Source organism: Caulobacter sp. GW821-FHT09B08 (assembly GCF_059418225.1).
The window spans coordinates 571569-594694 of record NZ_JBWKPL010000001.1 but is presented as its reverse complement, the minus strand read 5'-3'; the positions used below and the strand labels follow the sequence as shown (position 1 = coordinate 594694).

General features: G+C 69.6%; 20 protein-coding genes and 1 pseudogene. 11 read left to right on the top strand and 10 right to left on the bottom strand.

The features are described from left to right. Window position 1: 1 nt before the first annotated feature. From AC07OA_RS02785 to AC07OA_RS02775, 3 genes are read right to left on the bottom strand one after another with little or no spacing between them, the layout of a single operon-like run. Entirely contained in the window at window positions 2–568 is a 567-nt protein-coding gene (locus AC07OA_RS02785) for a hypothetical protein (RefSeq protein WP_494662232.1), read from the bottom strand. Further along, window positions 565–963: a dihydroneopterin aldolase gene (folB, locus tag AC07OA_RS02780; protein ID WP_494662909.1), complete on the bottom strand. Its 399-nt coding sequence runs from the start codon at window positions 961–963 to the stop codon at window positions 565–567. The genes AC07OA_RS02785 and folB overlap by 4 nt, the downstream gene beginning before the upstream one ends. Window positions 964–989: 26 nt before the next feature. Further along, window positions 990–1745: an SDR family oxidoreductase gene (locus AC07OA_RS02775; RefSeq protein ID WP_494662231.1), complete on the bottom strand. Its 756-nt coding sequence runs from the start codon at window positions 1743–1745 to the stop codon at window positions 990–992. Window positions 1746–1921: 176 nt separating this feature from the next. Here AC07OA_RS02775 and AC07OA_RS02770 point away from each other — a divergent pair, with 176 nt between their 5' ends. Together AC07OA_RS02770 and AC07OA_RS02765 are read left to right on the top strand one after the other, a co-directional pair. Beyond that, entirely contained in the window at window positions 1922–2392 is a 471-nt protein-coding gene (locus AC07OA_RS02770) for an NUDIX domain-containing protein (protein ID WP_494662230.1), read from the top strand. A gap of 108 nt (window positions 2393–2500) precedes the next feature. Then, window positions 2501–3940, top strand: coding sequence for an aldehyde dehydrogenase family protein (locus AC07OA_RS02765; protein WP_494662229.1), 1440 nt, complete (start codon window positions 2501–2503; stop codon window positions 3938–3940). Between the two features lie 73 nt (window positions 3941–4013). On the opposite strand, the gene AC07OA_RS02760 is transcribed toward AC07OA_RS02765, so the two are convergent. Then, on the bottom strand, window positions 4014–4337 hold the full coding sequence (locus tag AC07OA_RS02760; RefSeq protein WP_494662228.1) for a GIY-YIG nuclease family protein: 324 nt from the start codon (window positions 4335–4337) through the stop codon (window positions 4014–4016). Between the two features lie 288 nt (window positions 4338–4625). Between AC07OA_RS02760 and AC07OA_RS02755 the strand changes: the two genes are divergently transcribed. After that, window positions 4626–6488: an AMP-binding protein gene (locus AC07OA_RS02755; RefSeq protein WP_494662227.1), complete on the top strand. Its 1863-nt coding sequence runs from the start codon at window positions 4626–4628 to the stop codon at window positions 6486–6488. 108 nt (window positions 6489–6596) lie between these two features. On the opposite strand, the gene AC07OA_RS02750 is transcribed toward AC07OA_RS02755, so the two are convergent. Continuing rightward, window positions 6597–9053 (bottom strand): M28 family metallopeptidase, encoded by a 2457-nt coding sequence (locus AC07OA_RS02750; protein ID WP_494662226.1) that lies wholly within the window; start codon window positions 9051–9053, stop codon window positions 6597–6599. 252 nt (window positions 9054–9305) lie between these two features. Further along, window positions 9306–11885, bottom strand: coding sequence for a TonB-dependent receptor (locus tag AC07OA_RS02745; protein ID WP_494662225.1), 2580 nt, complete (start codon window positions 11883–11885; stop codon window positions 9306–9308). 292 nt (window positions 11886–12177) lie between these two features. On the opposite strand from AC07OA_RS02745, the gene AC07OA_RS02740 reads away from it, so the two are divergent. The 3 genes and pseudogenes from AC07OA_RS02740 to AC07OA_RS02730 form a co-directional block, all read left to right on the top strand. After that, a complete protein-coding gene (locus tag AC07OA_RS02740) occupies window positions 12178–13602 on the top strand; it encodes a protein adenylyltransferase SelO (RefSeq protein ID WP_494662224.1) in 1425 nt (474 codons plus the stop codon). 129 nt (window positions 13603–13731) lie between these two features. Then, window positions 13732–13857 carry a hypothetical protein gene (locus AC07OA_RS02735; RefSeq protein ID WP_494662223.1) on the top strand — a complete coding sequence of 42 codons (126 nt, stop codon included), beginning with the start codon at window positions 13732–13734 and terminating at the stop codon, window positions 13855–13857. 2 nt (window positions 13858–13859) lie between these two features. Then, a pseudogene (locus AC07OA_RS02730) lies at window positions 13860–14025 on the top strand (hypothetical protein); the annotation flags it as partial. A gap of 8 nt (window positions 14026–14033) precedes the next feature. Here AC07OA_RS02730 and AC07OA_RS02725 read toward each other — a convergent pair. Further along, window positions 14034–14942 carry a LysR family transcriptional regulator gene (locus AC07OA_RS02725; protein WP_494662222.1) on the bottom strand — a complete coding sequence of 303 codons (909 nt, stop codon included), beginning with the start codon at window positions 14940–14942 and terminating at the stop codon, window positions 14034–14036. A 280-nt stretch (window positions 14943–15222) separates the two neighbouring features. Here AC07OA_RS02725 and AC07OA_RS02720 point away from each other — a divergent pair, with 280 nt between their 5' ends. The 5 genes from AC07OA_RS02720 to AC07OA_RS02700 all read left to right on the top strand — a co-directional run bounded on the left by AC07OA_RS02720 (window position 15223) and on the right by AC07OA_RS02700 (window position 19023). Then, a complete protein-coding gene (locus AC07OA_RS02720) occupies window positions 15223–15921 on the top strand; it encodes a pirin family protein (protein ID WP_494662221.1) in 699 nt (232 codons plus the stop codon). A gap of 144 nt (window positions 15922–16065) precedes the next feature. Then, on the top strand, window positions 16066–16665 hold the full coding sequence (wrbA, locus tag AC07OA_RS02715; protein ID WP_494662220.1) for an NAD(P)H:quinone oxidoreductase: 600 nt from the start codon (window positions 16066–16068) through the stop codon (window positions 16663–16665). A 398-nt stretch (window positions 16666–17063) separates the two neighbouring features. After that, window positions 17064–18128 (top strand): sensor histidine kinase, encoded by a 1065-nt coding sequence (locus AC07OA_RS02710; RefSeq protein WP_494662219.1) that lies wholly within the window; start codon window positions 17064–17066, stop codon window positions 18126–18128. Beyond that, window positions 18125–18508 carry a response regulator gene (locus AC07OA_RS02705; RefSeq protein WP_494662218.1) on the top strand — a complete coding sequence of 128 codons (384 nt, stop codon included), beginning with the start codon at window positions 18125–18127 and terminating at the stop codon, window positions 18506–18508. Before AC07OA_RS02710 ends, AC07OA_RS02705 begins: the two co-directional genes overlap by 4 nt. A 104-nt stretch (window positions 18509–18612) precedes the next feature. Beyond that, window positions 18613–19023 carry a helix-turn-helix domain-containing protein gene (locus AC07OA_RS02700; RefSeq protein ID WP_494662217.1) on the top strand — a complete coding sequence of 137 codons (411 nt, stop codon included), beginning with the start codon at window positions 18613–18615 and terminating at the stop codon, window positions 19021–19023. A gap of 15 nt (window positions 19024–19038) precedes the next feature. Here AC07OA_RS02700 and AC07OA_RS02695 read toward each other — a convergent pair whose 3' ends face one another. Genes AC07OA_RS02695 through AC07OA_RS02685 form a run of 3 tightly spaced genes read right to left on the bottom strand, consistent with a single transcriptional unit; the run spans window position 19039 to window position 23053 of the window. Beyond that, window positions 19039–20058, bottom strand: coding sequence for a 2-oxoadipate dioxygenase/decarboxylase family protein (locus AC07OA_RS02695; RefSeq protein ID WP_494662216.1), 1020 nt, complete (start codon window positions 20056–20058; stop codon window positions 19039–19041). Between the two features lie 8 nt (window positions 20059–20066). Continuing rightward, the gene (gene amaB, locus AC07OA_RS02690; RefSeq protein WP_494662215.1) at window positions 20067–21587 is read right to left on the bottom strand and encodes an L-piperidine-6-carboxylate dehydrogenase; all 1521 of its coding nucleotides are present in this window, start codon (window positions 21585–21587) and stop codon (window positions 20067–20069) included. A 38-nt stretch (window positions 21588–21625) separates the two neighbouring features. After that, window positions 21626–23053, bottom strand: a complete 1428-nt coding sequence (locus tag AC07OA_RS02685; RefSeq protein WP_494662214.1) for an FAD-binding oxidoreductase — start codon at window positions 23051–23053, stop codon at window positions 21626–21628. Between the last annotated feature and the right edge of the window lie 73 nt (window positions 23054–23126).

Below are 23126 nucleotides of genomic sequence, written 5' to 3'. Positions count from 1 at the left end.
CCTACCCCGTCGGCAACAAATCATCCGGCAGGGCGTGCGGGTCCAGCCCCTCGCCGCGCCCCAGCCAGGGCAGCACCGCCAGCAGCAGGATCAGCACGAAGGCCATGCGGGCGGCCAGGGCGATGGCGACGCCGGCCATGCCGGGGGTGAAGGCCAGCAGCAGCAGCACCAGGGTGCCGAAGGCCAGCAGGCCCATCACCCAGGTCAGGCCCTCGCGGGCGGCCATCACCCCCGCCGTTTCGAACCTTGCACGCGGGGCGAGGTCGGCGGCGACGGCGGCCACGGCGCGGGCGAACAGCGAGAAACTCTCCAGCCGGTCCTCGAACCGCCCCGGCCCCGCCCAGCTCTGGGCGGTCAGCACCAGCTTGCGGCGGCGGGTGAACGTCAGGGTCAGGGCGCGGCGCCGTCCGCCCTCGCGCGGCTTGGCCAGGCGGAAGGCGGTCAGGTCGGTCAGGGAGAAGCGCCGCTCGCGCGGGCCCCGGCGTTCGACCAGCTCCGCGCCCTCCAGGGTCCAGACCGTCTCGGGCTGGAACGGAACCAGGCGGGCGCTGTGCCGCAGCGCGCTCACCCCCGGACGGCGGTGATTTCCACCCCGGCCGCGGCGGCGTGGGGGGCGAGGGCCAGGGGCTTTTCGACCCGCACCCGGGCGCGGGTCACGCGGGCGTCGTCGAAACAGGCCTGGGCCATGCGCTCGGCGAAGGTCTCGACCAGGTCGATGTGGCCCTCGGCGGCGATGGCTTGGGCGGCCTGCAGGATGGTCTCGTAATTGACCGTGTCGCCCAGTTCCTCGCAATGGCTGGCCGCGACGTCCAGCTCGACGTCGATGACCAGGGGCTGCTGGCGGCCGTGCTCGTGGTCGTAGACACCGATCCAGGCGTCGACCTTCAGGCCGCGCACGAACACCTTGGTCACGATCACCTTGGCCGGATTGGGCCGGGGGGCTTGGTTCGGAGCTTGGGTCAGGGGCTGGGCGGACACGGGGAAACTCTTCAGGGGCCGACGATGTCGGGGGTGCGCCAGCCCAGGTGCTGACCGGCGTCGACCGCGATCATCTGGCCCGTGACCGACCCCGCGTCAATGAGGTAGCGCAGGGCCGCGGCGATCTCGCCCGGCGAAACGGCCTGTTCCAGCGGCGTGCCGGCGGCCTCGCGCTCGAACTCGCCGGGCGCCTGGTGGACCGAGGCCAGCACCGGGCCGGGGCCGATGGCGTTGACGCGGATGCGCGGCGCCAGTTCCTGGGCTAGGGTACGGGTCGCCCACCACAGGCCGGCCTTGGACAGGCTGTAGCTGAAAAACTGGGGATTGGGCCGCAGCACCCGCTGGTCGACGATGTTGACGATCAGACCGCGCGTCTCGGCGGGCAGGGCGGCGGCCAGGGCCTGGGCCAGCACGACCGGCGCGCGGAGGTTGGCGTCGAGGTGGGCGTCCCAGCTGTCGCGGGTGGCCGTGGCCAGCCGGTCGTCCTCGAAGGTCGAGGCGCTGTTGACCAGCAGGGTGACGGGGCCCAGGGCCTGGGCGGCGCGGGTGATCAGGCCCGCGGTCTGGTCTTCGTTCGTCAGTTCGGCGTCGAGCACGACGGCCTTGCGGCCCAGCGCGACGATCTCGTCGGCGACGGCCTGGGCCTCGTCCCGCGCGGTGCGGTAGTGCACGGCGACGTCGAAGCCGGCCCGCGCGGCCTCCAGGGCCAGCACGCGGCCCAGCCGGCGACCGGCGCCGGTGACCAGGGCCGCGCCGCGCGTCGTCATCGGTTTAGTCGAAGCGGCCGAATTCGAACTTGTTGAGGCCGAGGATGACCACCAGGAAGAGGGCGATGACGCCGATCGCGAGCATGGGCTGGGTCCGTTGTCGGATTGAAAGATGATCTGGGCTTTAGCGGTGCGCGGGACTGACCGCAAGCGACAGACGCGCTAGGGTCACGTCCATGCTCTGGCGTCGCCGTGTCGAACCCTTCACCCGTCCCCTGGTCTATGCCTGGTTCCGCTTCAAGCGGGGGCTGACGCTGGGCGTGCGCGGGGTGGTCACCGACGCCGAGGGGCGGGTGCTGATGGTGCAGCACACCTATGTGCCCGGCTGGTACCTGCCCGGCGGCGGGGTGGAGCGTGGCGAGACCGCCGAGACGGCGGTGATCCGCGAGCTGCAGGAGGAGGCGGGGATCAGGGTGATCGGGCCGATGAGCCTGGTCTCGATCCACAGCAACGAGCCGCACCATCCAGGCGACCACGTGCTGGTCTATCGCGTCCACGCCTGGGAGCCCTGCGCCGCCAGCGCTCAGGGCGAAATCCACGAGATCGGATGGTTCGCCCCCGACGCCTTGCCCGACGACGTCACGCCCGGCAACCGCCGCCGGATCGCGGAGGTGTTTCACGCGGCCGACAAAGACCCCATGTGGTGAGGCGTGCGATCATGGCTTCCCCAGTGATCAACGATCATTAAAATGGATGTTTGAACGAGGGCCGCCGTCCTTCCGGACGCGAGCCGCCCCAACCCGGAGGAGCACGGCATGCGCGACTACCTGAAGTTCTACATTGATGGCCAATGGGTCGAGCCCAAGGGCAAGCAGACCGTCGACGTGATCAATCCGGCCACCGAGGCCGTGGCCGGCCGGGTGACCCTGGGCACGGCCGAAGACGTCGACATCGCCGTCCGCGCCGCCCGCAAGGCGTTCGCCACCTTCTCCCAGACCAGCCGCGAAGAGCGTATCGACATCCTCGAGCGCATCGTCGCCGAGTACCAGAAGCGCTTCGAGGACATGGCGAAAGCCATCACCGAGGAGATGGGCGCCCCGTCGTGGCTGGCCCAGCGCGCCCAGGCCGCCATGGGCATCGCCCACGTCCAGACTGCCCTGCAGGTGCTGAAGGACTACAAGTTCACCGAGGATCGCGGCACCACCCGCCTGGTCAAGGAGCCCATCGGCGTCTGCGCCTTCATCACGCCGTGGAACTGGCCGGTGAACCAGATCGCCTGCAAGGTGGCCCCGGCCATCGCCACCGGCTGCACCATGGTGCTCAAGCCCTCGGAAGTGGCGCCCTTCTCGGCCTGGATCTGGACCGAGATCCTGGCCGCCGCCGGCGTGCCGGCCGGGGTCTATAATCTGGTCAACGGCGACGGCCCCGTGGTGGGCGCGGCCCTGTCCTCGCACCCCGAGGTCGACATGGTGTCGTTCACCGGCTCGACCCGGGCCGGCATCGAGGTGGCCCGCAACGCCGCCCCCACCGTCAAGCGCGTGCACCAGGAGCTGGGCGGCAAGAGCCCCAACATCATCCTCGACGACGCCGACTATCAGAAGGCGGTCGGCGGCGGCGTGGCCTCGGTGATGATGAACTCGGGCCAGTCGTGCAACGCCCCCACCCGGATGCTGGTGCCCTCCAAGCGCATGGACGAGGTGATCGCCATCGCCAAGGCCGCCGCCGAGGCCCACACCGTGGGCGACCCCAACGGCAATTCGAAGCTCGGTCCCGTGGTCTCCGAGGTGCAGTGGAACAAGATCCAGGGCCTGATCCAGAAGGGCGTCGACGAGGGCGCCACCCTGGTGGCCGGCGGTCCGGGCAAGCCGGAAGGGCTGGAGACCGGCTACTATGTGAAGCCCACCGTCTTCGCCAACGTCACCTCGGACATGACCATCGCCAAGGAAGAGATCTTCGGCCCGGTGCTGGCGATCCTGGGCTATGACGGCGTCGATCAGGCCGTCGCGATCGGCAACGACACCGAGTACGGCCTGGCGGCCTATGTCTCGGGCAACGACGCCGAAGAGGTCCGCAACGTGGCCTCGCGCCTGCGGGCCGGCCAGGTGATCCTCAACGGCGCGGGCACCGACCTGATGGCCCCGTTCGGCGGCTACAAGATGAGCGGCAACGGCCGCGAATGGGGCGACCACGCCTTCGGCGAGTTCCTCGAAACCAAGGCCGTGCTGGGCTACTCGCCCAAGGTGGCGGCGGAGTAAGATCCGCCTCCCCTTGTGGGACGGACGAGGGGTCGCGCCGGCGAAAGCCGCGCGGCCCCTTCTTCGTTTGGGATCAGAACTGGCGGGGAACCGGCGTCCATTCGAAGACGGATTCGTAGAGGTCGTCCCAGCGAGGATTGTCGCGCTCGATCAGGTTGATCTTCCATTGCCTGGGCCAGCGCTTGATCGAGGTTTCACGCTGGATCGCTTCTGTCATGCGGTGGTGAATTTCATACCAGACGAGGCGATTGAGGGCATGTTTGCGCGTGAAGCCCGATTGGCCTTCGCGGTGCTGGACGATCCGTGTCTGAAACTGGCCGGTGACGCCTGTGTAGAGCGTGCCCCGATAGTGGTCGGTCATCATGTAGACGGCGATCCAGGCTTCGCTTGAGACCATGGCGCATTCCTCCCATGCGACCGGAACAATACATGAACATATAAGCTTCGTCATTCCCGCCCTTGTGGCGGGAACCCCTCTATCCGCCGCAGGTGCGGGAGGGTGGCGCGCCAGCGCGCCAAGGCATTTCACTTGCGGGCTGAGCCAGGGGTTCCCGCCACAAGGGCGGGAATGACGGCTGAAAAATTGGAGACATAAGGCAATCGGTTGACGTTTGGGCACGCTTTACGTTCGCGTCAGGCTGCGCGACCCTCCCGGTTAACAACGATAATCGACCGGGAGAGAACGATGGACGGCGTCGACAGCCTCGCGCCCGCGCGCGATCCGAGCACCGCGCCTTTCAAGCCGCTGGCCATGCGCGGACCCCAGGTCAGCGTCGACCGGCGGGCCGACGGCAGCATCGTCATCACCTCCGACCATCCGCCCGGCGACGGGCCGCGCACGATCAGCCACCTACTGGCGGAAAAGGCGGCACTGCATCCCGACCGGCCGTACCTCAAGCAGCGGGAGCCCGACCACGGCCCCTGGCGGCAGGTCACCTACGGCCAGGCCCAACGAGCGGTCGAGGGGATCGCCCAGTGGCTGATCGACCAGGCCCTGACCGCCGACGACAGCGTGATGATCCTGTCGGGCAATTCCATCGAGCACGCCCTGATGACCCTGGGGGCCTATGGCGCGGGCGTGCCGGCCGCTCCGGTCAGTCCGGCCTACAGCCTGATCTCGACCGACCACGGCAAGCTCAAGCACTGCTTCGACAAGGTCGCGCCGCGCGTGGTGTTCGCTCAGTCCGGCGTGCTGTTCGCCGGGGCGATCGCCACCCTGCGGGCGATCCGGCCGGACCTGCTGCTGGTCACGGCGGATGGGACCGGTGACGGGGCCGTCGCCTTCGAGACGGTGGCCGCCACCGTCCCGCGCGACGTCGCCGCCAAGCGCGAGGCCCTGACGCCAGAGACGGTGGCCAAGTACCTGTTCACCTCCGGCTCGACCGGCATGCCCAAGGGCGTGCCCCAGACCCACGCCATGATGGCGGGCGTCATCGCGGGGCAGGAGGGCCTGCGCATCGACGAGCCCACCGACGAGATCCCCGACAGCCTGGAATGGATGCCCTGGAGCCACATCTCGGCCGGCAACATCAGCTTCAACGGCGCCCTGTGGGCCGGCGGTACGCTCTGGATCGACGAGGGCAAGCCGCTGCCGGGCATGTTCGAGACCACGATCAAGAACCTCTACGAGGTCTCGCCGGTGGTGTTCGGCTCGGCCCCTATCGCCTTTTCCATGCTGGCCGGGGCGATGGAGAGCGATCCGGTGCTGCGCAAGGCCTTCTTCAAGAACCTGAAGTACATGGGCTATGGCGGCGCCACCCTGTCGGACGATGTCTATACCCGGATGCAGGCCCTGGCCGTGGCCGAGACCGGCCATCGCGTGCCGCTGACCACCATGTACGGCGCCACCGAGACCCAGGGCGTCACCGTGGTCCACTGGATCACCGAGCGGGTCGGGCTGGTGGGTCTGCCCCTGCCGGGCATCGCCCTGAAACTGGCCCCGGCCGGCGCCAAGTACGAGGTGCGGGTCAAGGGGCCGACGGTCGCGGCGGGCTATCACAAGGACCCGGAGAAGACGGCGGCCGCCTTCGACGAGGAGGGCTTCTACAAGCTGGGCGACGCCGCCCGGTTCGTGGACCCGGACGATCCGTGCAAGGGGCTGGTTTTCGACGGGCGGGTGACCGAGGACTTCAAGCTGACCAGCGGCACCTGGGTCAGCGTCGGCGTGCTGCGTCCCGACATCGTGGCCGCGTGCAGCCCCTACATCCACGACGCGGTGATCGTCGGCCAGGACAAGCCGTTCATCGCCGCCATGGTCTGGCCCTCGCCGGCGGGCCTGTCGGCCCTGCTCCTCGACGACGGGCCCGGCACGCCGCTGGACAAGCTGACGGAGATCCTCCGTGAACGGATCGGAGCGTTCAACGCCGCCGCCGGCGGGTCGTCGCGACGCGTGGCCCGGGTGGCGATCCTCACCGAACCGCCGTCCATCGACGCCGGCGAGATCACCGACAAGGGCTATGTGAACCAGCGCGCGGCGCTGGAGCGTCGGGCCAAGGTGGTCGAGGGGTTGTATGCCGACCCGCCGGGGGATGGGGTGATCGTGATCTAGCGCCGCAAACCCCCTCCGGCCCTCTGGGCCACCTCCCCCAAAGGGGGAGGATCTAGGCCGAGCAATGCTCCCCCTTTGGGGGAGCTGTCGCGGAGCGACTGAGGGGGTTTATTGCGTGTCCGAGTTGACGAACGCCGGCCAGCTCAGCGTCCCGCGATCCAGCACGATGGTCTTGTCCGAATAGCCCGTGGCCATCAGCTCCGCCGGCTTGGCGGGGATGGCCGAGGCGCCACGCGGCCAGCCGTCGCGGATCTCGATCACGGCCACCTCGACCTTGCCGGCCGCCCGTGCGGTGAAGCTGAGGGTCACGCCGTTGGGGTCGGGGGCGTGGTAGGACAGGCTGCTCCACTCGCCCGCCTGGGTGGGCAGGACCAGCGGACGGCCGTTCAGGCGCGGTTGGTCGAGGGCCACACTGGGGCGGATGCGCAGGGTCAGGACCTCGGCGCCCGGGGTGGGCACGGCGCGGACCAGCAGGCGGTCGCCGGCCCGGTCCAGGGTCAGGGTCGGGCGCTCGACCGGCAGGACGGCGGTCGGCGCCATCCAGACCGGGTTGCGATAGAGCGGCGGATAGGCCTTGAGCGCCGGGGTGTTGTCGGCGTCCGACAGCACCACCCGCGACCAGGGGTCCAGGCGCGGCTGGGGCGAGACGCGCCAGGCCGTGCCGGTCGACAGATCCGCCAGGTGGCTGGCCTCGGCCAGGCGCGGACGGTCGGGCGCGCCCTCGGCCAGGCCGGCATAGGCCAGCAGGCCCGCCCCGGCCGCCGCCGCCACGCCCGCGAAGATCGGGGCCCAGCGATAGGCGGCGAAGTCGAAGGCCAGGGGCAGCAGGGCCGGGGCGGCCAGGATCGCGAAGGCGGCCAGCACGGCCGGCTCCTGCAGGCCCACGCCCGCGAAGGTCCAGGCCCCCCAGGCGCCCAGTTGGGCGACCACGGCGACGGCCACCACGCAGACGGCCAGGGTCAGGGCCCAGGCCACGCGGCGGTCGCGAGTTCCGCCCACGGCCATGACCAGGGCGGCCGCCAGGCTGGCGGCCAGCAGCGGCCAGGCCAGCATCACCGAGCCGGCGGGCAGCCAGACCATGGCCGCGACCGCCAGGCCCAGCAGCACCAGCAGCGAGCCCAGCCAGGGCCCGAACACCCCCACGCCCTTGCCCAGGCTCAGCCAGGCCAGGACGATCGCCCCGCCCGCCAGGTACAGGCCGATGGGGTCGTAGCCGCCGACGATGCTGCATGCTCCGCCCAGGGCGGCCAGCGCCAGGCTGACCCAGACCCGGCCCCAGACGCCCTTGAGCCCGCGCGCCTGCAGCACCAGCACGCCCATGCACGACCCGATCAGCAGCACGCCCGCGCCCAGCAGGAGGGCGTCGAACTGGCCCAGCACCGCGTAGTAGCGCTGCTGGTCGCCGATCCCGATCAGGCGTCCGGCCAGGTGCAGGGCCAGCACCGCCGTCACGGCCAGCAGCAGGAAGCCGGCGATCCCGCGCAGGATCTCCACGAAGGTCACGGCCTTGCCGCGCAGGGCGCGATAGCCGGTGAAGACGATCAGCACCCCCGCCACGCCCAGGATCGCCCAGCCCACATTGACGGGATAGGCCACCAGGCTCTGACCCAGGACGTCGGAATAGATCAGGTCGGGCGCGCGGCCGGGCAGCTGGGCGCCGCCGGCCAGGGCGCGGACGGTGGGCAGGGCCTGGTCGCCCAGGTTCTGCAGGCTGCCTTGGTCCAGGTGCTCGGGCGTGGCCAGGGGCGTGTGATAGGCCAGCTGGTCGTCGATGAAGGCGAAGTTCAGCCCCGGCAGGCCCTTGCGCAGGGCATGGGTGAAGTCGGTGTCGTTGGGCATGCGCTGGTAGACGGCGGCGGCCAGCGAGTTGGCGGTGGGCTGATGGGCGGCGCGGGCGTAGAGGCCGACCAGGTCGCCGGCCTCGGTCCCGGTCTGGAACATGGAGGCGCGGCCGGAATCGCCGCGCGCCTCCATGTTGATCACCACGCCCACATGGTCGCGCAGCGGGTCGCGGGCGAAGAAGGCCTCGGCGCCCAGCAGGCCCGGCTCCTCGCCGTCGGTGAACAGGAAGATCACGTCGCGGGCCGGGGGCGGACCGGCCTTCAGGGCGCGGGCGATCTCCAGGGCGGCGGCGACCCCGGCCGAGTCGTCGGCCGCGCCGGGCGAGTTGTGGACGGTGTCGTAGTGGCTCATCACCAGCACGGCGGGGGCGTCGCGGTCGGTTCCGGGCAGGGTGGCGACGATGTTCTGCACCGCCCCCACGGCGGCGGCGCGGGGCGACCACTTGGCCGCGTCGCGCACGCCCTCGCCGGCTCGGACCACCACCTCCAGCCCCAGGCCGTTGACCCGTGAGAGCAGGTGATCGCGCACCCGGACGATCTCGGCCGAGCCGGTGGGGTGGGGCTTGCGGCCGATGGCCCGCACGTCGGCCATGGCCCGTCCGGCCGAGAACTGGTCGGCGGGCGCGTTGGCGGGCAGGGGCGGCGGGGTGCGCAGGGCCAGGTTGGCGATGGCCAGGCCCAGCAGCAGACAGACCCAGACGCCGAGCAGCCGGACGGTCTTCATCGCGATGCGCCTCCGCAGGTCGAGCCCCGCCCCAGGGAATAGAGGGCAGGGTGAGGCGCTTCGGGATTCGAGGAAAGCCGGACAAAACGAAAAGGGCGACCCGGTCGCCCGGATCGCCCTCTCGTCTTCTACCCTATCCCGCTCATCCCGGCGAAAGCCGGGACCCAAGCCGAGTCCAGGGGTGACGCTCTGACCAAACAATCCGCTCAGCTTGGGTCCCGACTTTCGTCGGGATGAGCGGAGTTGTTAAGCCTAGAACTTCGACCGCAGCGTCACGCCGTAGGTGCGCGGCGCGCCGAGGAAGGCGTCGTAGGTGATGGTGTCGTTGGCCGCGTTGTAGGGCTGGTTGCCGACGTTGCCTTGCAGGGTGCCGTTGAAGGCCACCTGGGCGTACTTCTCGTTCAGCAGGTTCATGCTCCACAGCTCGACGGCCCAGCGGTCGTCCTGGGCGCCCAGGCCCACGCGGCCGTTCACGACCGTATAGCCCTTCTGCATCTTCGGCGGGAACAGGTCCGACCCCGTGTTGTACGAGGACGAATACTTGGCGCCGATGTTGAAGCGGGCCTTCAGGGCGTCGCCCACCGGGGTCTCGTAGGTCACCGAGCCGGAGGCCGAGTACTTGGGCGCCAGCGACAGGCGGCTGCCCGGCAGCAGGGCCAGGGCGCCGGTCGGGTCGTTGGCGACCGGCTGCTTGCCGTACTTGGTGTCGGCGTAGGTGAAGCCCGCTTGGGTGACCAGGCCGCGCACCGGGGTGAACCACAGGAAGTCGGTGTCGATGCCCTGCGAGGTCACTTCCTTGATCGAGCGCACCGCGAACGAGGTGCCCAGGAAGGTGTTCAGCTGGAAGTCGGTGTACTTCTGATAGAACACCGTCGCGTTCAGCAGGACCGTGCGGTTGAACAGGGTGTTCTTCATGCCGGCTTCGTAGCTGTCGACGAACTCGCCCGGGAACGAAGTGTCGGTGATCGGCACGACGCCCAGGCCGCCGGTGGGCAGGCCGTTGGACGACTGGGTGCGGTCCAGGTTGTAGCCGCCGCCCTTGTAGCCGCGGGCGTACGAGGCGTAGGTGAACACTTCCGGCGAGAAGCGGTACGACGCCTTGACGGTGCCGCTCCATTCCTTGTCGGTGCGCTCCTGGGTGGTGCCGCGGCCGTTGAACGCCGGGTTGGCCCAGGGCAGGCACATGTTGCCGACGACGCTGGAGATCAGGCTGGCGCCGGTCGAGGTGGCGAACAGGGCGGCCGGCACGCCGCGACCGACCAGGGCGGCGGCGATGCGCTGCTGGCCGGCGGAGGTCAGCACCGAGGCGCAGCCCGATCCGCCGTCCGAGGTGGTGTAGTAGGAATCCAGGTCCTTCTTGTCGATGCTGTAGCGCAGGCCGACGGTCAGGTCGAAGGCGTCGGTGACGTGCCAGCTGTTGTTGGTGAAGAAGGCCGCCGTGGTGGCGCGCTGGTTGTAGGTGTCGTGCAGGCCCTGGCCGCCGACATAGGTCGTGCCGTAGGGCTTGCCCGAGGCCTGCGAGATGAAGGCCGCGCCGTTGGCCTGGTTCACGGTGATGCCGGCCGCGGCCATGCTCTTGGCGATGCCCGACAGGATCACGGTCGACAGGTAGGGCTCGTAGTCGTTGCCGTAGTAGAAGTTGGCTTCCGACTTCAGGCGCTCGTCGGCCAGGAAGGCGCCGACCAGCCAGTCGAAGTGGTCGGTCTTGCCGGCCAGGCGCAGTTCCTGGCTGTAGGTGGTGAACTCGCTGTAGTTGGTGCCGTCCTTGTTGCGATAGGCCAGGTCGGCGGTGGTGAAGTCGGCGTCCTGGCCGTTGTCGGTGCGCCATTGGCGGATGGCCGAGATCGAGGTCAGGGTGCCGATCGGCAGGTCGATGTCGCCCTGCAGCGAGACGCCCTTGTCTTCCACCGACGACGGCGCGCCGCGGTTCGAATAGGTGACGCGGTCGTAGGGATCGTCGGTGGCGGAGGCCACGCCCTTGCCGCCAGCCAGGGCGTTGATGATCGCCGTGGTCGGGCCGGTCTTGATCTGCACCGCGCCGCAGCAGTTCTCGTCGCGCTTGGTGTAGTCGCCGATCAGCTTGAAGGTGGATTCGTCGTTGGGGACGAACAGCAGCTGGCCGCGCACGGTGTAGAAGCCCTGGTCGGCGTCCTGGTCGCGCTTGCTGGGGCCCTTGCCGGTGACCACGTCGTTGAAGCCGTCGCGCTCGCGGGCGGCGACGTACAGGCGGCCGGCCAGGGTGTCGGTGCCCAGCAGCGGGCCGGTGACCGAGGCCGAGGCGCCCTTGGCGCCGTAGTTGCCGGCCGTGACTTCAGCCGTGGCGCCGAAGCCGAACTCGGGCTCCTTGGTGACGATGTTGATGACGCCGGCCGAGGTGTTCTTGCCGAACAGGGTGCCTTGCGGGCCCTTCAGCACCTCGATGCGCTCCATCTCGCCCAGGTCGCCGAACGACACGCCGTTGCGGGGGCGGTAGACGCCGTCGATCACCACGCCGACCGAGCTTTCCAGGCCGGGGTTGTCGCCGACGGTGCCGACGCCGCGGATACGGGCGGTGGTCGAGGCTTCCGACGTGGTGGAGGTCACGGTCAGGCCGGGGGTCAGGACGGTCAGGTCCTTGATGTCCTTGACGCCGGCGTCTTGCAGCTGCTTGGCGCCGACGGCGGTGACCACCACCGGAACGTCCTGCAGGTTCTGCTCCCGCTTCTGGGCGGTGACGACGATGCTGTCGACGGTGGGGATGTCGGTTGTTTCCTGGGCCTGAGCCGCGATGGGGGTCAGACCGGCGAGCACGACGGCGGACGCCGTGCCGCAAAGCACCTGGGTGAAGCGCATTTCCTACCTCGGTTCGTTTTATGGCTTGAGCGCTTGCATCGCCCCCGCCTTTTGATTTGGTCCCACCCGAACGATTGTTCGAATAGACACGCAAGGGTTACGGCTCCGCCGGGAGCTCGGCAAGGGAAAACCTTATGGATTAAAGGTTCGCGAACGGCTGTTGCGCGGATGCGACAGCGTTATGCGAGCATGCCGGGTCTTCCGTACCCACTTTTTGAGGAGCCGGATCGGTCGCGTCGTCATAGTGGGGTCCGCCCTTGCGTCGGCGCGCGGACGGACGCATGTGCGCTGCATGCCCGTCTCTTCCGCCTACCGCCCCGATCCGGTCTTCATGCGCCTGGGTCCCGATTTCGCCGACCCGGTGGCTCCGGCCGACTTCCCGCGCGCCGTCTTGAGGTTCCGCAACGAGCGCGCCGCCGCGACCGTGGGGCTGGACGGGCTGGGCGAGGCCGAATGGCTGGCCCATTTCGCGCGCTTCCAGCCGTTGCCGGACAATCAGCCGGGGCCGCTGGCCATGCGCTATCACGGCCACCAGTTCCGGACCTACAATCCCGACCTCGGCGACGGGCGCGGCTTCCTGTTCGCCCAGCTGCGCGAGGCGAGCTCGGGGCGGCTGCTGGACCTGGCCACCAAGGGCTCGGGCCAGACGCCGTGGTCGCGGGCCGGCGACGGGCGGCTGACCCTGAAGGGCGGGGTGCGCGAGATCCTGGCCGCCACCCTGCTGGAGGCCCTGGGCGTTCCCACCTCGCGGGCCTTCTCCCTGGTCGAGACCGGCGAGGACCTGACGCGCGGCGACGAGCCCAGCCCCACCCGCTCGGCCGTGCTGACCCGTCTGTCGCACAGCCACGTCCGGTTCGGCACCTTCCAGCGCCAGGCCTATCTGGAGCGGCCCGACAACATCACCCGGCTGGTCGACCATGCGGTCGAGACCTATTTCCCGCACGTCGCCGACCTGCCCGATCGGCCCACCGTCCTACTGCAACAGGTGGTCGCCGCCAGCGCCCGCCTCTGCGCCCGCTGGATGGCGGCCGGCTTCGTGCACGGCGTGCTCAACACCGACAACATGGTGGTGACCGGCGAGAGCTTCGACTACGGCCCCTGGCGGTTCCTGCCCAAGAACGACCCCAACTTCACCGCCGCCTATTTCGACCATTCGGGGCTCTACAGCTTCGGCCGCCAGCCCGAGGCGGTGTTCTGGAACCTGCAGCAGCTGGCCGGGTGCCTGGCCCTGGTGGCCGAGGACCAGGGGCTGATCGCGGCCCTCAACGGCTTTTCCAACGCCTATCGCGACGCCCTGCGCGGGGCGGTGCTGAACCGGCTGGGGCTGAAGAGCCGCTCGCCCGACGAGGACGTCGACCTGGTCCAGGCCGCGTTCGTGGCCCTGGCGGCCGGCGGCGAGGCCCTGCGTTGGGAGCCGTTCTTCTTCGACTGGTTCGGCGGCGAGGCTTCGGAGCGTCGCGCCCTGGAGGGGCCGCGCGCCGATCTTTACGGCCAGGAGGCGTTCCTGGACTTCCGCCGCAAGCTGTCGGCCTTCGAGCCCGACCGTCCCGAGCGGCTGGAAGACCCGGTCTTCGCCCGTCCCGAGCCGGAGGAACTGCTGATCGACGAGGTCGAGGCCCTGTGGGCGCCGATCGCGGAGGCCGACGACTGGTCGGCCCTGGAGGCCAAATTGCGGCGGCTGGAGGCCGCCCGTGTCGCCTATGCGTTAGCGGACTGACATCAAGGTGAGACATATCTGCCGCATGCTGAGCTTTTCCGACTCGGGCGGGAACGATCGTCAAGCTTCGGCCTTACATGGGTTGAAGGCTTGTCCCCTCAAGAGCGGTTTGCCGGTGGAGAAATTCGCATGCGTATCTTCCAACCCGTGATGCTGGTCTGCGCCGTGGCCATGTCGTTCATCGGCGCCCTGGGCCTGCCGGGCTGCGCCCGCGCCATCGGCGAATGCCTCAACGACCGCCACGAGATGGCGTAGACCTGATCCGGCCACACGCCTTCCTTCTCCCCTTGCGGGAGAAGGTGTCGGCCGAAGGCTGACGGATGAGGGGTCGCGCCGACCTGTCCGCCGCTCGCGGCTGAACCACCTATCAACCCCTCATCCGACCTGCTGCGCAGGCCACCTTCTCCCGCAAGGGGAGAAGGAAGCTTGTATCACCCCGCCCACGGCGCATTGGCCATCCGCTTGGCCAGGAACGCGATCAGCACCTCCACGCGCGCCGGGCGGATGGTGCTGGGCGGCGTGACCAGGTGCAGGGCGATGGGCGGCGGGGCCCAGTCGGGCAGCACCTCTTCCAGCAGCCCCGCCTTGATGTCCTCCCAACACAGAAAGTCCGGCTGCATGGCCAGGCCCAGGCCCGCCAGCAGCGACGGGCGCAGGATGTCGGCGTTGTTGGAGCGCAGGGGCGCGGGCAGGCTGACGGCGTACTGTCCGTGCTCGGCGTGTTCGAACCGCCAGACGTCCTTGGTCCGGCTGTTGGTGTAGAACATGCCGCTCATGCGGCTGAGGTCCTTGGGGTGGCTGGGCCGGCCGTGCCTGTCGAAATAGGCCGGGGCGCCCACCAGCATCACCCGCACCGGACAGAGCCGCCGGGCCAGGAGGCTGGAATCCTCCAGGGCCGAGATCCGCAGGGCCAGGTCGAAGCCGTCCTCGACGATGTCGACCAGCTGGTCCGAGAGCGACAGCTCGACCGACACCTCCGGATATTGCGCATGGAAGTCGGGCAGGGCGGGGCCCAGGTGGGCGATGCCGAACGACATCGGCGCGGCCACCCGCACCAGGCCGCGCGGGGTGGCCGACTGGGCGCTGGCCTCGGCCTCCAGCGCCTCGCCCTCGGCCAGTATGCGCGCGGCGCGGTCCAGCGAGGCGCGGCCGGCCTCGGTCAGGGACAGCCGCCGCGAGGTGCGGTGGAACAGCGTGGCCCCCAGCTTGCGCTCCAGCCGGGTGACGGCCTTGGACACCGTGGCCTTGGACAGGGCCAGCTGCTCGGCCGCGCCGACGAACGAGCCGGTCTCCGCCACCTTGGCGAACACGGCCCAGGCCTCGAAGTCGGGGAGTTTCATGCTTTGAGCTCCAACAATCCCAATCCCACCCCAACTCCCAACATCCCGGCGAAGGCCGGGACCCAAGCCGAGTCTCAAGAAGGAGCGCTGCGCGCCGGTGAGATCAGAGGCCTATTCCGCCCCGTCAGCTTGGGTCCCGACCTTCGTCGGGATGTTGTATGAAAGGTGCGTTTTCAGAAACGGTTTGTTTCGATCATTTCCATTTCGGATCGCAAGGCAAGAGGCCATCTTCTCCTCAACAGAGACGGCCACACGGGTTCGTCTCCAGGAGATCAAGACGATGATCGACGTTCGAACCTTCGACAGCCTGGGCGGCGCCAACCACGGTTGGCTGGACGCCAAGCACCACTTCTCGTTCGCCGACTACCACGACCCCAGCCGCGTCCACCACGGCGCCCTGCGGGTGTGGAACGACGACACCATCGCGGCCGGCACGGGCTTCCCGCCCCATCCGCACGCCGACATGGAAATCATCACCTATGTCCGCGAAGGCGCGATCACCCACCAGGACAGCCTGGGCAACAAGGGCCGCACCGAGGCGGGCGACGTCCAGGTGATGAGCGCCGGCACGGGCATCCGTCACTCGGAGTACAATCTGGAAAGCACCACCACCAAGATCTTCCAGATCTGGATCATCCCCAACAAGCGCGGCGAAGGCCCCGCCTGGGGCGCCAAGCCCTTCCCCAAGGGCGACCGCTCCGGGAAGTTCGTGGCCCTGGCCAGCGGCTTCGAAGGCGACACCGACGCCCTGCCGATCCGCACCGACGCCCGCGTCCTGGGCGCGACGCTGAAGGCCGGCGAGACCACCGAGTACGCCATCGGCGCCGACCGCAAGGGCTACCTCGTTCCGTCGACCGGCAAGGTCGAGGTCAACGGTGTGGCGCTGAACACCCGCGACGGCGCGGCCATTCAAGACGAGGCGGTGATCCGCGTCACCGCGCTTGAAGACGCCGAGCTGGTGCTGGTCGACGCCGCCTAACGCCTGGCCTTCCGCCTTTCCCGGCCTCGCGCCGGGGAGGGCGGAAAAAGGCGGAAACGTCAAAGCCGAAAAACAGAAACTCCGATGTTCTCCCGCTTCTTCAAACCCAAGACCCAACCCCAAGTTCAGATCAAGGAGGCCAAAGTGGCCAAGGTTCTCGTTCTCTACTATTCCGCCTATGGCCACATCGAAGCCATGGCCAACGCCATCGCCGAAGGCGCGCGCAGCGCCGGCGCCACCGTCGACATCAAGCGCGTGCCGGAACTGGTGCCCGAAGAGGTCGCCAAGAAGTCCTACTACAAGATGGATCAGGCCGCCCCGATCGCCACGATCGCCGACCTGGAGAACTACGACGCCATCATCGTGGGCACCGGCACGCGGTTCGGCCGCATGAGCTCGCAGATGGCCAACTTCCTCGACCAGGCCGGCGGCCTGTGGGCCCGCGGCGCGCTGAACGGCAAGGTGGGCGCGGCCTTCACCTCGTCGGCCACCCAGCACGGCGGCAACGAGACCACCCTGTTCTCGATCATCACCAACCTGCTGCACTTCGGCATGACCATCGTGGGCCTGCCCTACAGCCACGCGGGCCAGATGACGGTCGAGGAAATCACCGGCGGCGCGCCCTACGGCGCCACCACCATCGCGGCCGGCGACGGCTCGCGTCAGCCCAGCCAGATCGAGCTGGACGGCGCCCGTCACCAGGGCGAGATCGTCGCCAAGACCGCCGCCAAGCTGTTCGGCTAAGCGGCCCCATATAAGAGCCTTCCGGTCGAACACCCTCCCCCCTCCGGTTCGACCCCGAGGCTCCCGCGACCGGTTCCCTTCCCCCTCCCCCAGGGGACCGGTCGCCCACGGCCGGCCGGCTCTCGCGCCCCGAGAGCCGGCCGGTTTCTTTTCCGCTCCACCCCAATCCAAAGGAACCCCGCCATGCGCCGTCGTCGCGCCAACATCCTCGTCGAAGCCTGGAAGCTTCTGGTCATGATGGTCACTGTCCGGATCGTCGCCCGCCACGTCCGGGGCCGCCGTCTGGGCTGGCGCTAGTCCCGGTTCGCCGTTCTCCCGGGGCGAGCGAAAACACTATCTGAAATAGAAATTTTCTGCCTTCATGCCTGTGTCGGGTAAGCGTCATAGGGGAGGTGGACATGTCGTGGGTCGACTGGCTGCTCAATCCGACGGGGCTGACGCCGCACGGCTTCTGCCTCAGCTGGGCCCCGGGCCTGGTGACGCTGCACGCGGCCTCCGACGTCGTGATCGGCCTGGCCTATCTGTCGATCCCCCTGGCCATCGCCGCCTTCGTCAAGCGCCGGCCCGACATCAAGTACAGCTGGGTGGCCTATCTGTTCGTGGCCTTCATCCTGGCCTGCGGCACCACCCACCTGATGGCGATCCTGACCCTGTGGGTGCCGGCCTACGGGGTCGAGGGCCTGATCAAGCTGGTCACCGCGATCCTGTCGATCGCCACGGCCGCCATCCTCTGGCCCCTGATCCCCAAGATCGCCGCCCTGCCGTCGGCCGCCGAGCTGGAGCGCCGGGTCGACGAGCGCACAGCCGAGCTGGCCCGGGTGGTCGAGGCCCAGAAGGCCACCCTGGCCGAGCGCGACCTCCTGCTGCGCGAGGTCTATCACCGGGTGAAGAACAATCTGCAGATGGTCGACGCCCTGCTGGTCATGCAGTCGCGCCAGCTGGCCGATCCCCAAGCGCGCCTGGCCCTGCGCGGCCTGCGAGACCGGGTCTTCGCCCTGGGCCTGGTGCATCAGCAGCTGATGACCTCGGCCGACCTGAAGACCTTCGACATCGCCCCCTTCCTCAGCGAGCTGTCCAGCAACATCGTCAACGGCGGCGGCGACAGCGAGGTGGCCCTGTCGGTCGAGGCCCTGCCGCTGGACGTGGGTCTCGATTTCGCCATTCCGCTGGGGCTTCTGGTCAATGAACTGGTGACCAACTCGCTCAAGCACGCCTTCCCGGAAGGCGGCGGCGAGATCGACGTCAATCTCAGCCGCGAGGCCGACGGCGAGCTGCTGCTCGTCGTGGCCGACAACGGCACGGGCTACAGCGCCGAACCCCTGCCGCCCCGGGCGGAACGGGTGGGCCTGGGCTCGACGATCATCGAGGGACTAGTCGCGCAGTTGGAAGGAACGATCATGGTCGAAAGTCGAAAAGGCCTGACCCGCAGCGAGATCCGCGTCGCAGCGCCGGTAGCCGCATGAGCGCCGCCGACCTCCAGAAATCGCGGGTGCTCATCGTCGACGACGAGTTCCTGATCGCCCAGGGCCTGTGCATGCAGGTCGAGGAAATGGCCATGGAGGTGTGCGGCACCGCCACCAACGCCGACGAGGCCCTGGCCCTGGCCATGATGCACCGTCCCGAGGTGGTGCTGATGGACATCCGCCTGCGCGGCGACAAGGACGGGGTCGACGCGGCCCAGGAGATCTCGCGCGCCGTCGGATCCAAGGTGATCTTCATCACCGGCTCGCGCGAGCAGTCGACGATCGACCGCATCTACCAGGACCATCCGGCCGGCGTGCTGTTCAAGCCGGTGTCGGACCGTCAGCTGCGGTCGGCGATCGGCCTGGCCCTGGCCGGATAGGCGCCCTTCCAGGGTGTGACATTCTGTCATGCAACCCGGCGCCGACCTTGCACGTATCTAGACCATGGGCCGGCGATGTGCCGGCATGCGTCAGGACCAAAGCCGTGAACGACACCGATTTCCGCTCGCCCCACCATGTCGACCAGCACGTGGGCGCCCTCATCCGCGTGCGTCGCAAGGCGCTGGGCATCAGCCAGACCGAACTGGCCGAGGCCCTGGGCGTCTCGTTCCAGCAGGTCCAGAAGTACGAGCGCGGGGCCAACCGGGTCAGCGCCTCCAAGCTGTTCGAGATCGCCCAGAAGCTGGACACCCCGCTGTCGGCCTTCTTCGAGGGTCTGGAGTCGCCCGAGGAGGCCGGATGGCAGGGCCAGGACGACGTCGTGCGCTTCCTGGGCCAGCCGGGTTCGCAAGCCCTGGTCGCCGCCTTCACCACCCTGCGCCCGCAACTGCGCTCGCGCCTGGTGGCCCTGGCCCAGGCCCTGGCCAATACGGACGACGGGTCGGAAGAGAAGTAGGGTAGGGCTGAAGCCCTACCCCGCCTTCGTCATCTTGAAGATGCCCTGGGCGTTGCCGCTGTCGAAGCGCAGGTCCAGGCGCTCGATGCCTGTCTCGTCCACGAAGCGGTCTCGGCTGATGAACTCGTGGAACGAGCCCGGCACCGTGAGCACCACCTCGCCGGCGTCCGTGGCGAAGGCGCGCTCGACCGGCTGGGCCTTGAAGGCGGTCTGGCGCACGCGGCCCGAGCCGGAGACCTCGACCTTGTCCTTGACCGGCCGGCCCAGGGCCTTCTGGCCCTCGGCCACGGCCTCGACGTCGGGCACCCGGTCGGTGGCGTGGTTGAAGGCCTGGCCCTCGGTGGCGATCCAGGCGGCCTCGCCCGACTCGGCCAGCAGGGCCTGATAGTGCTCCAGGCGCGGCGTGGCGTGGGTGCGCTCAAAAGCGGAAACGACCTGGGGCAGGGCGGCGCGGGCGGTGTCCAGGTCGCAGGTTCCCTCGGCGGCGAAGGCGGCCAGGGCCCGTTGGGCCTCGATCCCCAGGGCGTCGGCGGTCGAGTCGAACACGGCGTGGGCGATCACCCCGAAGGCCGGCGAGAACCGCTCCACATGCAGCTCGCTGACGAAGAACTGCGGAATGGCTTCGGGCAGGTCGCGGTGGGCGAAGGCCCGGCCGGTCATCTTCAGGCGGTCCAGCGGATAGAGGTCGGCGACCTGGTAGCCCAGCGGCTCCAGGATCCGGGCGAAGGCCAGGTGGCCGGCCGGCAGGGCGCCGGTCGGCTGGTCTTCGCCGAAATCGATCGTGCGAAGCGCCCCGTGGTCGAACACCAGCCGATGCCCCGCCGCCCGGCGCTCCGACACATAGGCCGCGCCCAGCGGCACCCGGCCCATGATGTCGTGGAACAGCACCGCGTTCAGGGCCATGGCGAACACCGCGCGCGAGACCGGGCCCTCGGCTTCCGAGGCCAGGGCCGGATCGATGTCCAGCACGTCCAGGATCGTGGCGGCGGCCTTCTGGCCGACGGCCGAGGCGACGAGGGTGGCAAGGTGGCTCATCTGAAATCCTAGACGTCGAACGTGACGCCCTGCGCCAGCGGCAGGGTGGTCCCGTAGTTCACGGTGTTGGTGGCGCGGCGCATATAGGTCTTCCAACTGTCGGAGCCGGCCTCGCGGCCGCCGCCGGTCTCCTTCTCGCCGCCGAAGGCCCCGCCGATCTCGGCGCCCGAGGGGCCGATATTGACGTTGGCGATGCCGCAGTCGCTGCCCTCGCCCGAGACGAACAGCTCGGCCTCGCGGACATTGAGGGTGAAGATCGACGACGACAGGCCCTGGGCCACGTCGTTCTGGGCGGCGATGGCTTCGGAGAGCTCCGAATAGCGCATCACGTAAAGGATCGGGGCGAAGGTCTCGTGCTTGACGATCTCCACCTGTCCGTCGATCTCGACCAGGGCGGGGGCGACGTAGAAGGCGTCCGGACCGGCCATGTCCACGCGGTCGCCGCCGACCACCCGGCCGCCCGCCGCGCGGGCCTGAGCCAGGGCGCCCTGCATGGCGTCGAAGGCGGCCTGGTCGATCAGCGGGCCGACCAGGGTTCCGGCCGCGCGCGGATCGCCGACCGGCACGCTGGCATAGGCCGTCTTCAGCCGACCGACAAAGGCCTGATAGACGCTGTCGTGGACGAACAGGCGGCGCAGGGTGGTGCAGCGTTGGCCGGCCGTGCCCATGGCCGCGAAGGCCACGCCGCGCAGGGTGAGGTCGAGGTCCGCCGAGGGGGCGACGATGGCGGCGTTGTTGCCGCCCAGCTCCAGCAGCGCGCGGGCGAAGCGGGCGGCCAGGCGCGGCCCCACCTGCCGGCCCATGGCCGTCGAGCCGGTGGCCGAGACCAGAGGGACCTTCGGATGGTCGACCAGGACCTCGCCCACGTCGCGGCCGCCGATCAGCAGGGTGGAGAGGCCAGCGGGCGCGTCCGGGCCGAACTTCGCGGCCGCGCGCTCGAACAGGGCCTGGACAGCCAGCGCCACCAACGGGGTCTTTTCCGACGGCTTCCAGACGACGCTGTCGCCGCAGACGAAGGCCAGGGCCGCGTTCCACGACCACACCGCCACGGGAAAGTTGAAGGCCGAGATGACGCCGACCACGCCGAGCGGATGCCAGGTCTCCATCATCCGGTGGGCGGGGCGCTCGGTGGCGATGGTCAGGCCGAACAGCTGGCGCGACAGGCCCACGGCGTAGTCGCAGATGTCGATCATCTCCTGCACCTCGCCCAGGCCCTCGGACGTGACCTTGCCGGCTTCCAGGGTGACGAGGGCGGCCAGGTCCGCCTTGGCCGCGCGCAGCTCCTCGCCCAACAGGCGCACCAGCTCGCCGCGACGCGGGGCGGGGACCTTGCGCCAGGCCAAATAGGCGGCATGGGCGGCGTCGATGGCGGCGTCGGCTTGGGCGGGGGTGTGTTCGGCCAGGCTGGCCAGCACCTCGCCGGTCACCGGCGAGCGCGCGGCCAGGGTCCCGCCGTCGAGGGCGACGGTCACGCCCAGGCGCTGGAGGAGGGCGCGGGCTTCAGAGACGGCGGAGGGCAGGGTGGTCATGCGGTGGTCCTGACGGGGAATCTGGAGAGGCTCATAACTCAATTGCCCCTCGGCGGTCCCAGCCGAACCGCCGCCGATCCCGTACCGAACACCGCCGCCACCGCGGCGCTGTAGTCCTGCACCAGCCGGGGGGTGAAGCGGTCATAGGCGTCCTGGAACGCCCGGCCCAGGCCGTGCTCGCCGCTGAAGCTGGCGCCGAAACCCTCGACCGCCAGGGTCAGCACCGCCTCGCGCAACGCCGTCTTGCGGTCGGCGTCGGTGGAGCCCACCAGGTTGAAGTGCACCCCGCCGTCGGCCACGTGGCCGAAGTCGCACAGGGTAAAATCGGGGAAGTCGGCCTCCAGCATCAGCACGGCGTCGCGGCGGAAGCGGGCCAGGTCGCGGCGGCGGAACGACAGGTCGAAGCCCACCACCGGCCCGCTGGCCCGCAGGCCTTCCGACAGGCCATGGCGCAGAGCCCACATCTTCTCGGCCGGACCGAACAGAGCGTCGACCAGCGGGCTGTCGTCGCGTTCCAGAAGGTCGCCGGCGATCTGCTGGATCACCTCGTCCAGGCCGGCCTCGCCTTCGCGCGGGGCCCAGCTGCGGGTCAGCTCCACCAGCACGGCGTAGTCGGGAACGCCGCCGGCGAACGGGTTGCTGAGCGACGGCACGTGCGCGATGGCCCGCTCCATGGCCGCCTTGGACATGCCCTCGAAGGCCGTCAGGGTCGAACCCGCCTCGGCCTCGAAGGCCTGGAGCAGCGGCAGCACGTCTTCCGCGTCGCGCGGCACCAGCAGGGCGGCGGCGCTCTGACGGGGGCGGTGGTGGACCTCGACCGTGACCTTGGTGATCACCCCGAACGCCCCGCAGCCGCCGACGAACAGCTGGCGCAGGGCGACGGCGGCGTTGTCCTTGCGCAGGCCATGGGACAGCTGCAGCACCGTGCCCGCCGCGTCGGCCAGCACCACTTCCAGGCCCAGCACGTGGCGGCGCATGTCGCCATAGCGCAGGAACCGCGCCCCACCGGTGTTGGTGGCCGCCATGCCGCCCAGCGACGGGTCGGCGCCCAGGTCGATGGGCAGGAACAGGCCGTGCGGCTCCAGGGCCGCGTTCAGGGCCGACAGCCGCACGCCCGCGCCGACGGTGGCCGTGCGGTCGGCGACGTCGATCTCCAGCGGGGCGGTCAGACGGTCCAGCGACAGGACGAGGTGCGCGCCGCTGGCGTCCGGCGTCGAGCCTTCGGCCAGGCCGGTGTTGGCGCCCTGCGGGACGAACTTCAGGCCGTGGCGCACGCAATAGGCCACGACCGCCGAGACCTGCTCGGTGCTGGCCGGCCGCACGACCGCCGCCGCCACGCCGCCGGCATAGCGGGCGGGCGTCTCGTAGGCGGCGCGGTCGGCCGGATCGAGGATCAGGCCGGCCCCTTGCGAACTCGTGTCGCCGACGAGGGCCGCCAGGGCGTCTTGGTGAGCTTGATCCAGCACGGGCGCGCGAAACTCCAGGGGCGGACATCATCCCCGCCGTTCCGTCGAATCCTAGTGGCGCGATCGTCGGTTT

What these genes read in the sequence shown, in the direction of transcription:
- AC07OA_RS02740 (WP_494662224.1), top strand. Translation starts at nt 12,178, where the DNA reads ATGCCCGTCTCTTCCGCCTACCGCCCCGATCCGGTCTTCATGCGCCTG.
- AC07OA_RS02775 (WP_494662231.1), bottom strand. Translation starts at nt 1,745, where the DNA reads ATGACGACGCGCGGCGCGGCCCTGGTCACCGGCGCCGGTCGCCGGCTG.
- AC07OA_RS02750 (WP_494662226.1), bottom strand. Translation starts at nt 9,053, where the DNA reads ATGAAGACCGTCCGGCTGCTCGGCGTCTGGGTCTGTCTGCTGCTGGGC.
- AC07OA_RS02755 (WP_494662227.1), top strand. Translation starts at nt 4,626, where the DNA reads ATGGACGGCGTCGACAGCCTCGCGCCCGCGCGCGATCCGAGCACCGCG.
- AC07OA_RS02710 (WP_494662219.1), top strand. Translation starts at nt 17,064, where the DNA reads ATGTCGTGGGTCGACTGGCTGCTCAATCCGACGGGGCTGACGCCGCAC.
- AC07OA_RS02760 (WP_494662228.1), bottom strand. Translation starts at nt 4,337, where the DNA reads ATGGTCTCAAGCGAAGCCTGGATCGCCGTCTACATGATGACCGACCAC.
- AC07OA_RS02735 (WP_494662223.1), top strand. Translation starts at nt 13,732, where the DNA reads ATGCGTATCTTCCAACCCGTGATGCTGGTCTGCGCCGTGGCCATGTCG.
- AC07OA_RS02720 (WP_494662221.1), top strand. Translation starts at nt 15,223, where the DNA reads ATGATCGACGTTCGAACCTTCGACAGCCTGGGCGGCGCCAACCACGGT.
- AC07OA_RS02695 (WP_494662216.1), bottom strand. Translation starts at nt 20,058, where the DNA reads ATGAGCCACCTTGCCACCCTCGTCGCCTCGGCCGTCGGCCAGAAGGCC.
- AC07OA_RS02705 (WP_494662218.1), top strand. Translation starts at nt 18,125, where the DNA reads ATGAGCGCCGCCGACCTCCAGAAATCGCGGGTGCTCATCGTCGACGAC.
- AC07OA_RS02745 (WP_494662225.1), bottom strand. Translation starts at nt 11,885, where the DNA reads ATGCGCTTCACCCAGGTGCTTTGCGGCACGGCGTCCGCCGTCGTGCTC.
- amaB (WP_494662215.1), bottom strand. Translation starts at nt 21,587, where the DNA reads ATGACCACCCTGCCCTCCGCCGTCTCTGAAGCCCGCGCCCTCCTCCAG.
- AC07OA_RS02770 (WP_494662230.1), top strand. Translation starts at nt 1,922, where the DNA reads ATGCTCTGGCGTCGCCGTGTCGAACCCTTCACCCGTCCCCTGGTCTAT.
- AC07OA_RS02725 (WP_494662222.1), bottom strand. Translation starts at nt 14,942, where the DNA reads ATGAAACTCCCCGACTTCGAGGCCTGGGCCGTGTTCGCCAAGGTGGCG.
- AC07OA_RS02765 (WP_494662229.1), top strand. Translation starts at nt 2,501, where the DNA reads ATGCGCGACTACCTGAAGTTCTACATTGATGGCCAATGGGTCGAGCCC.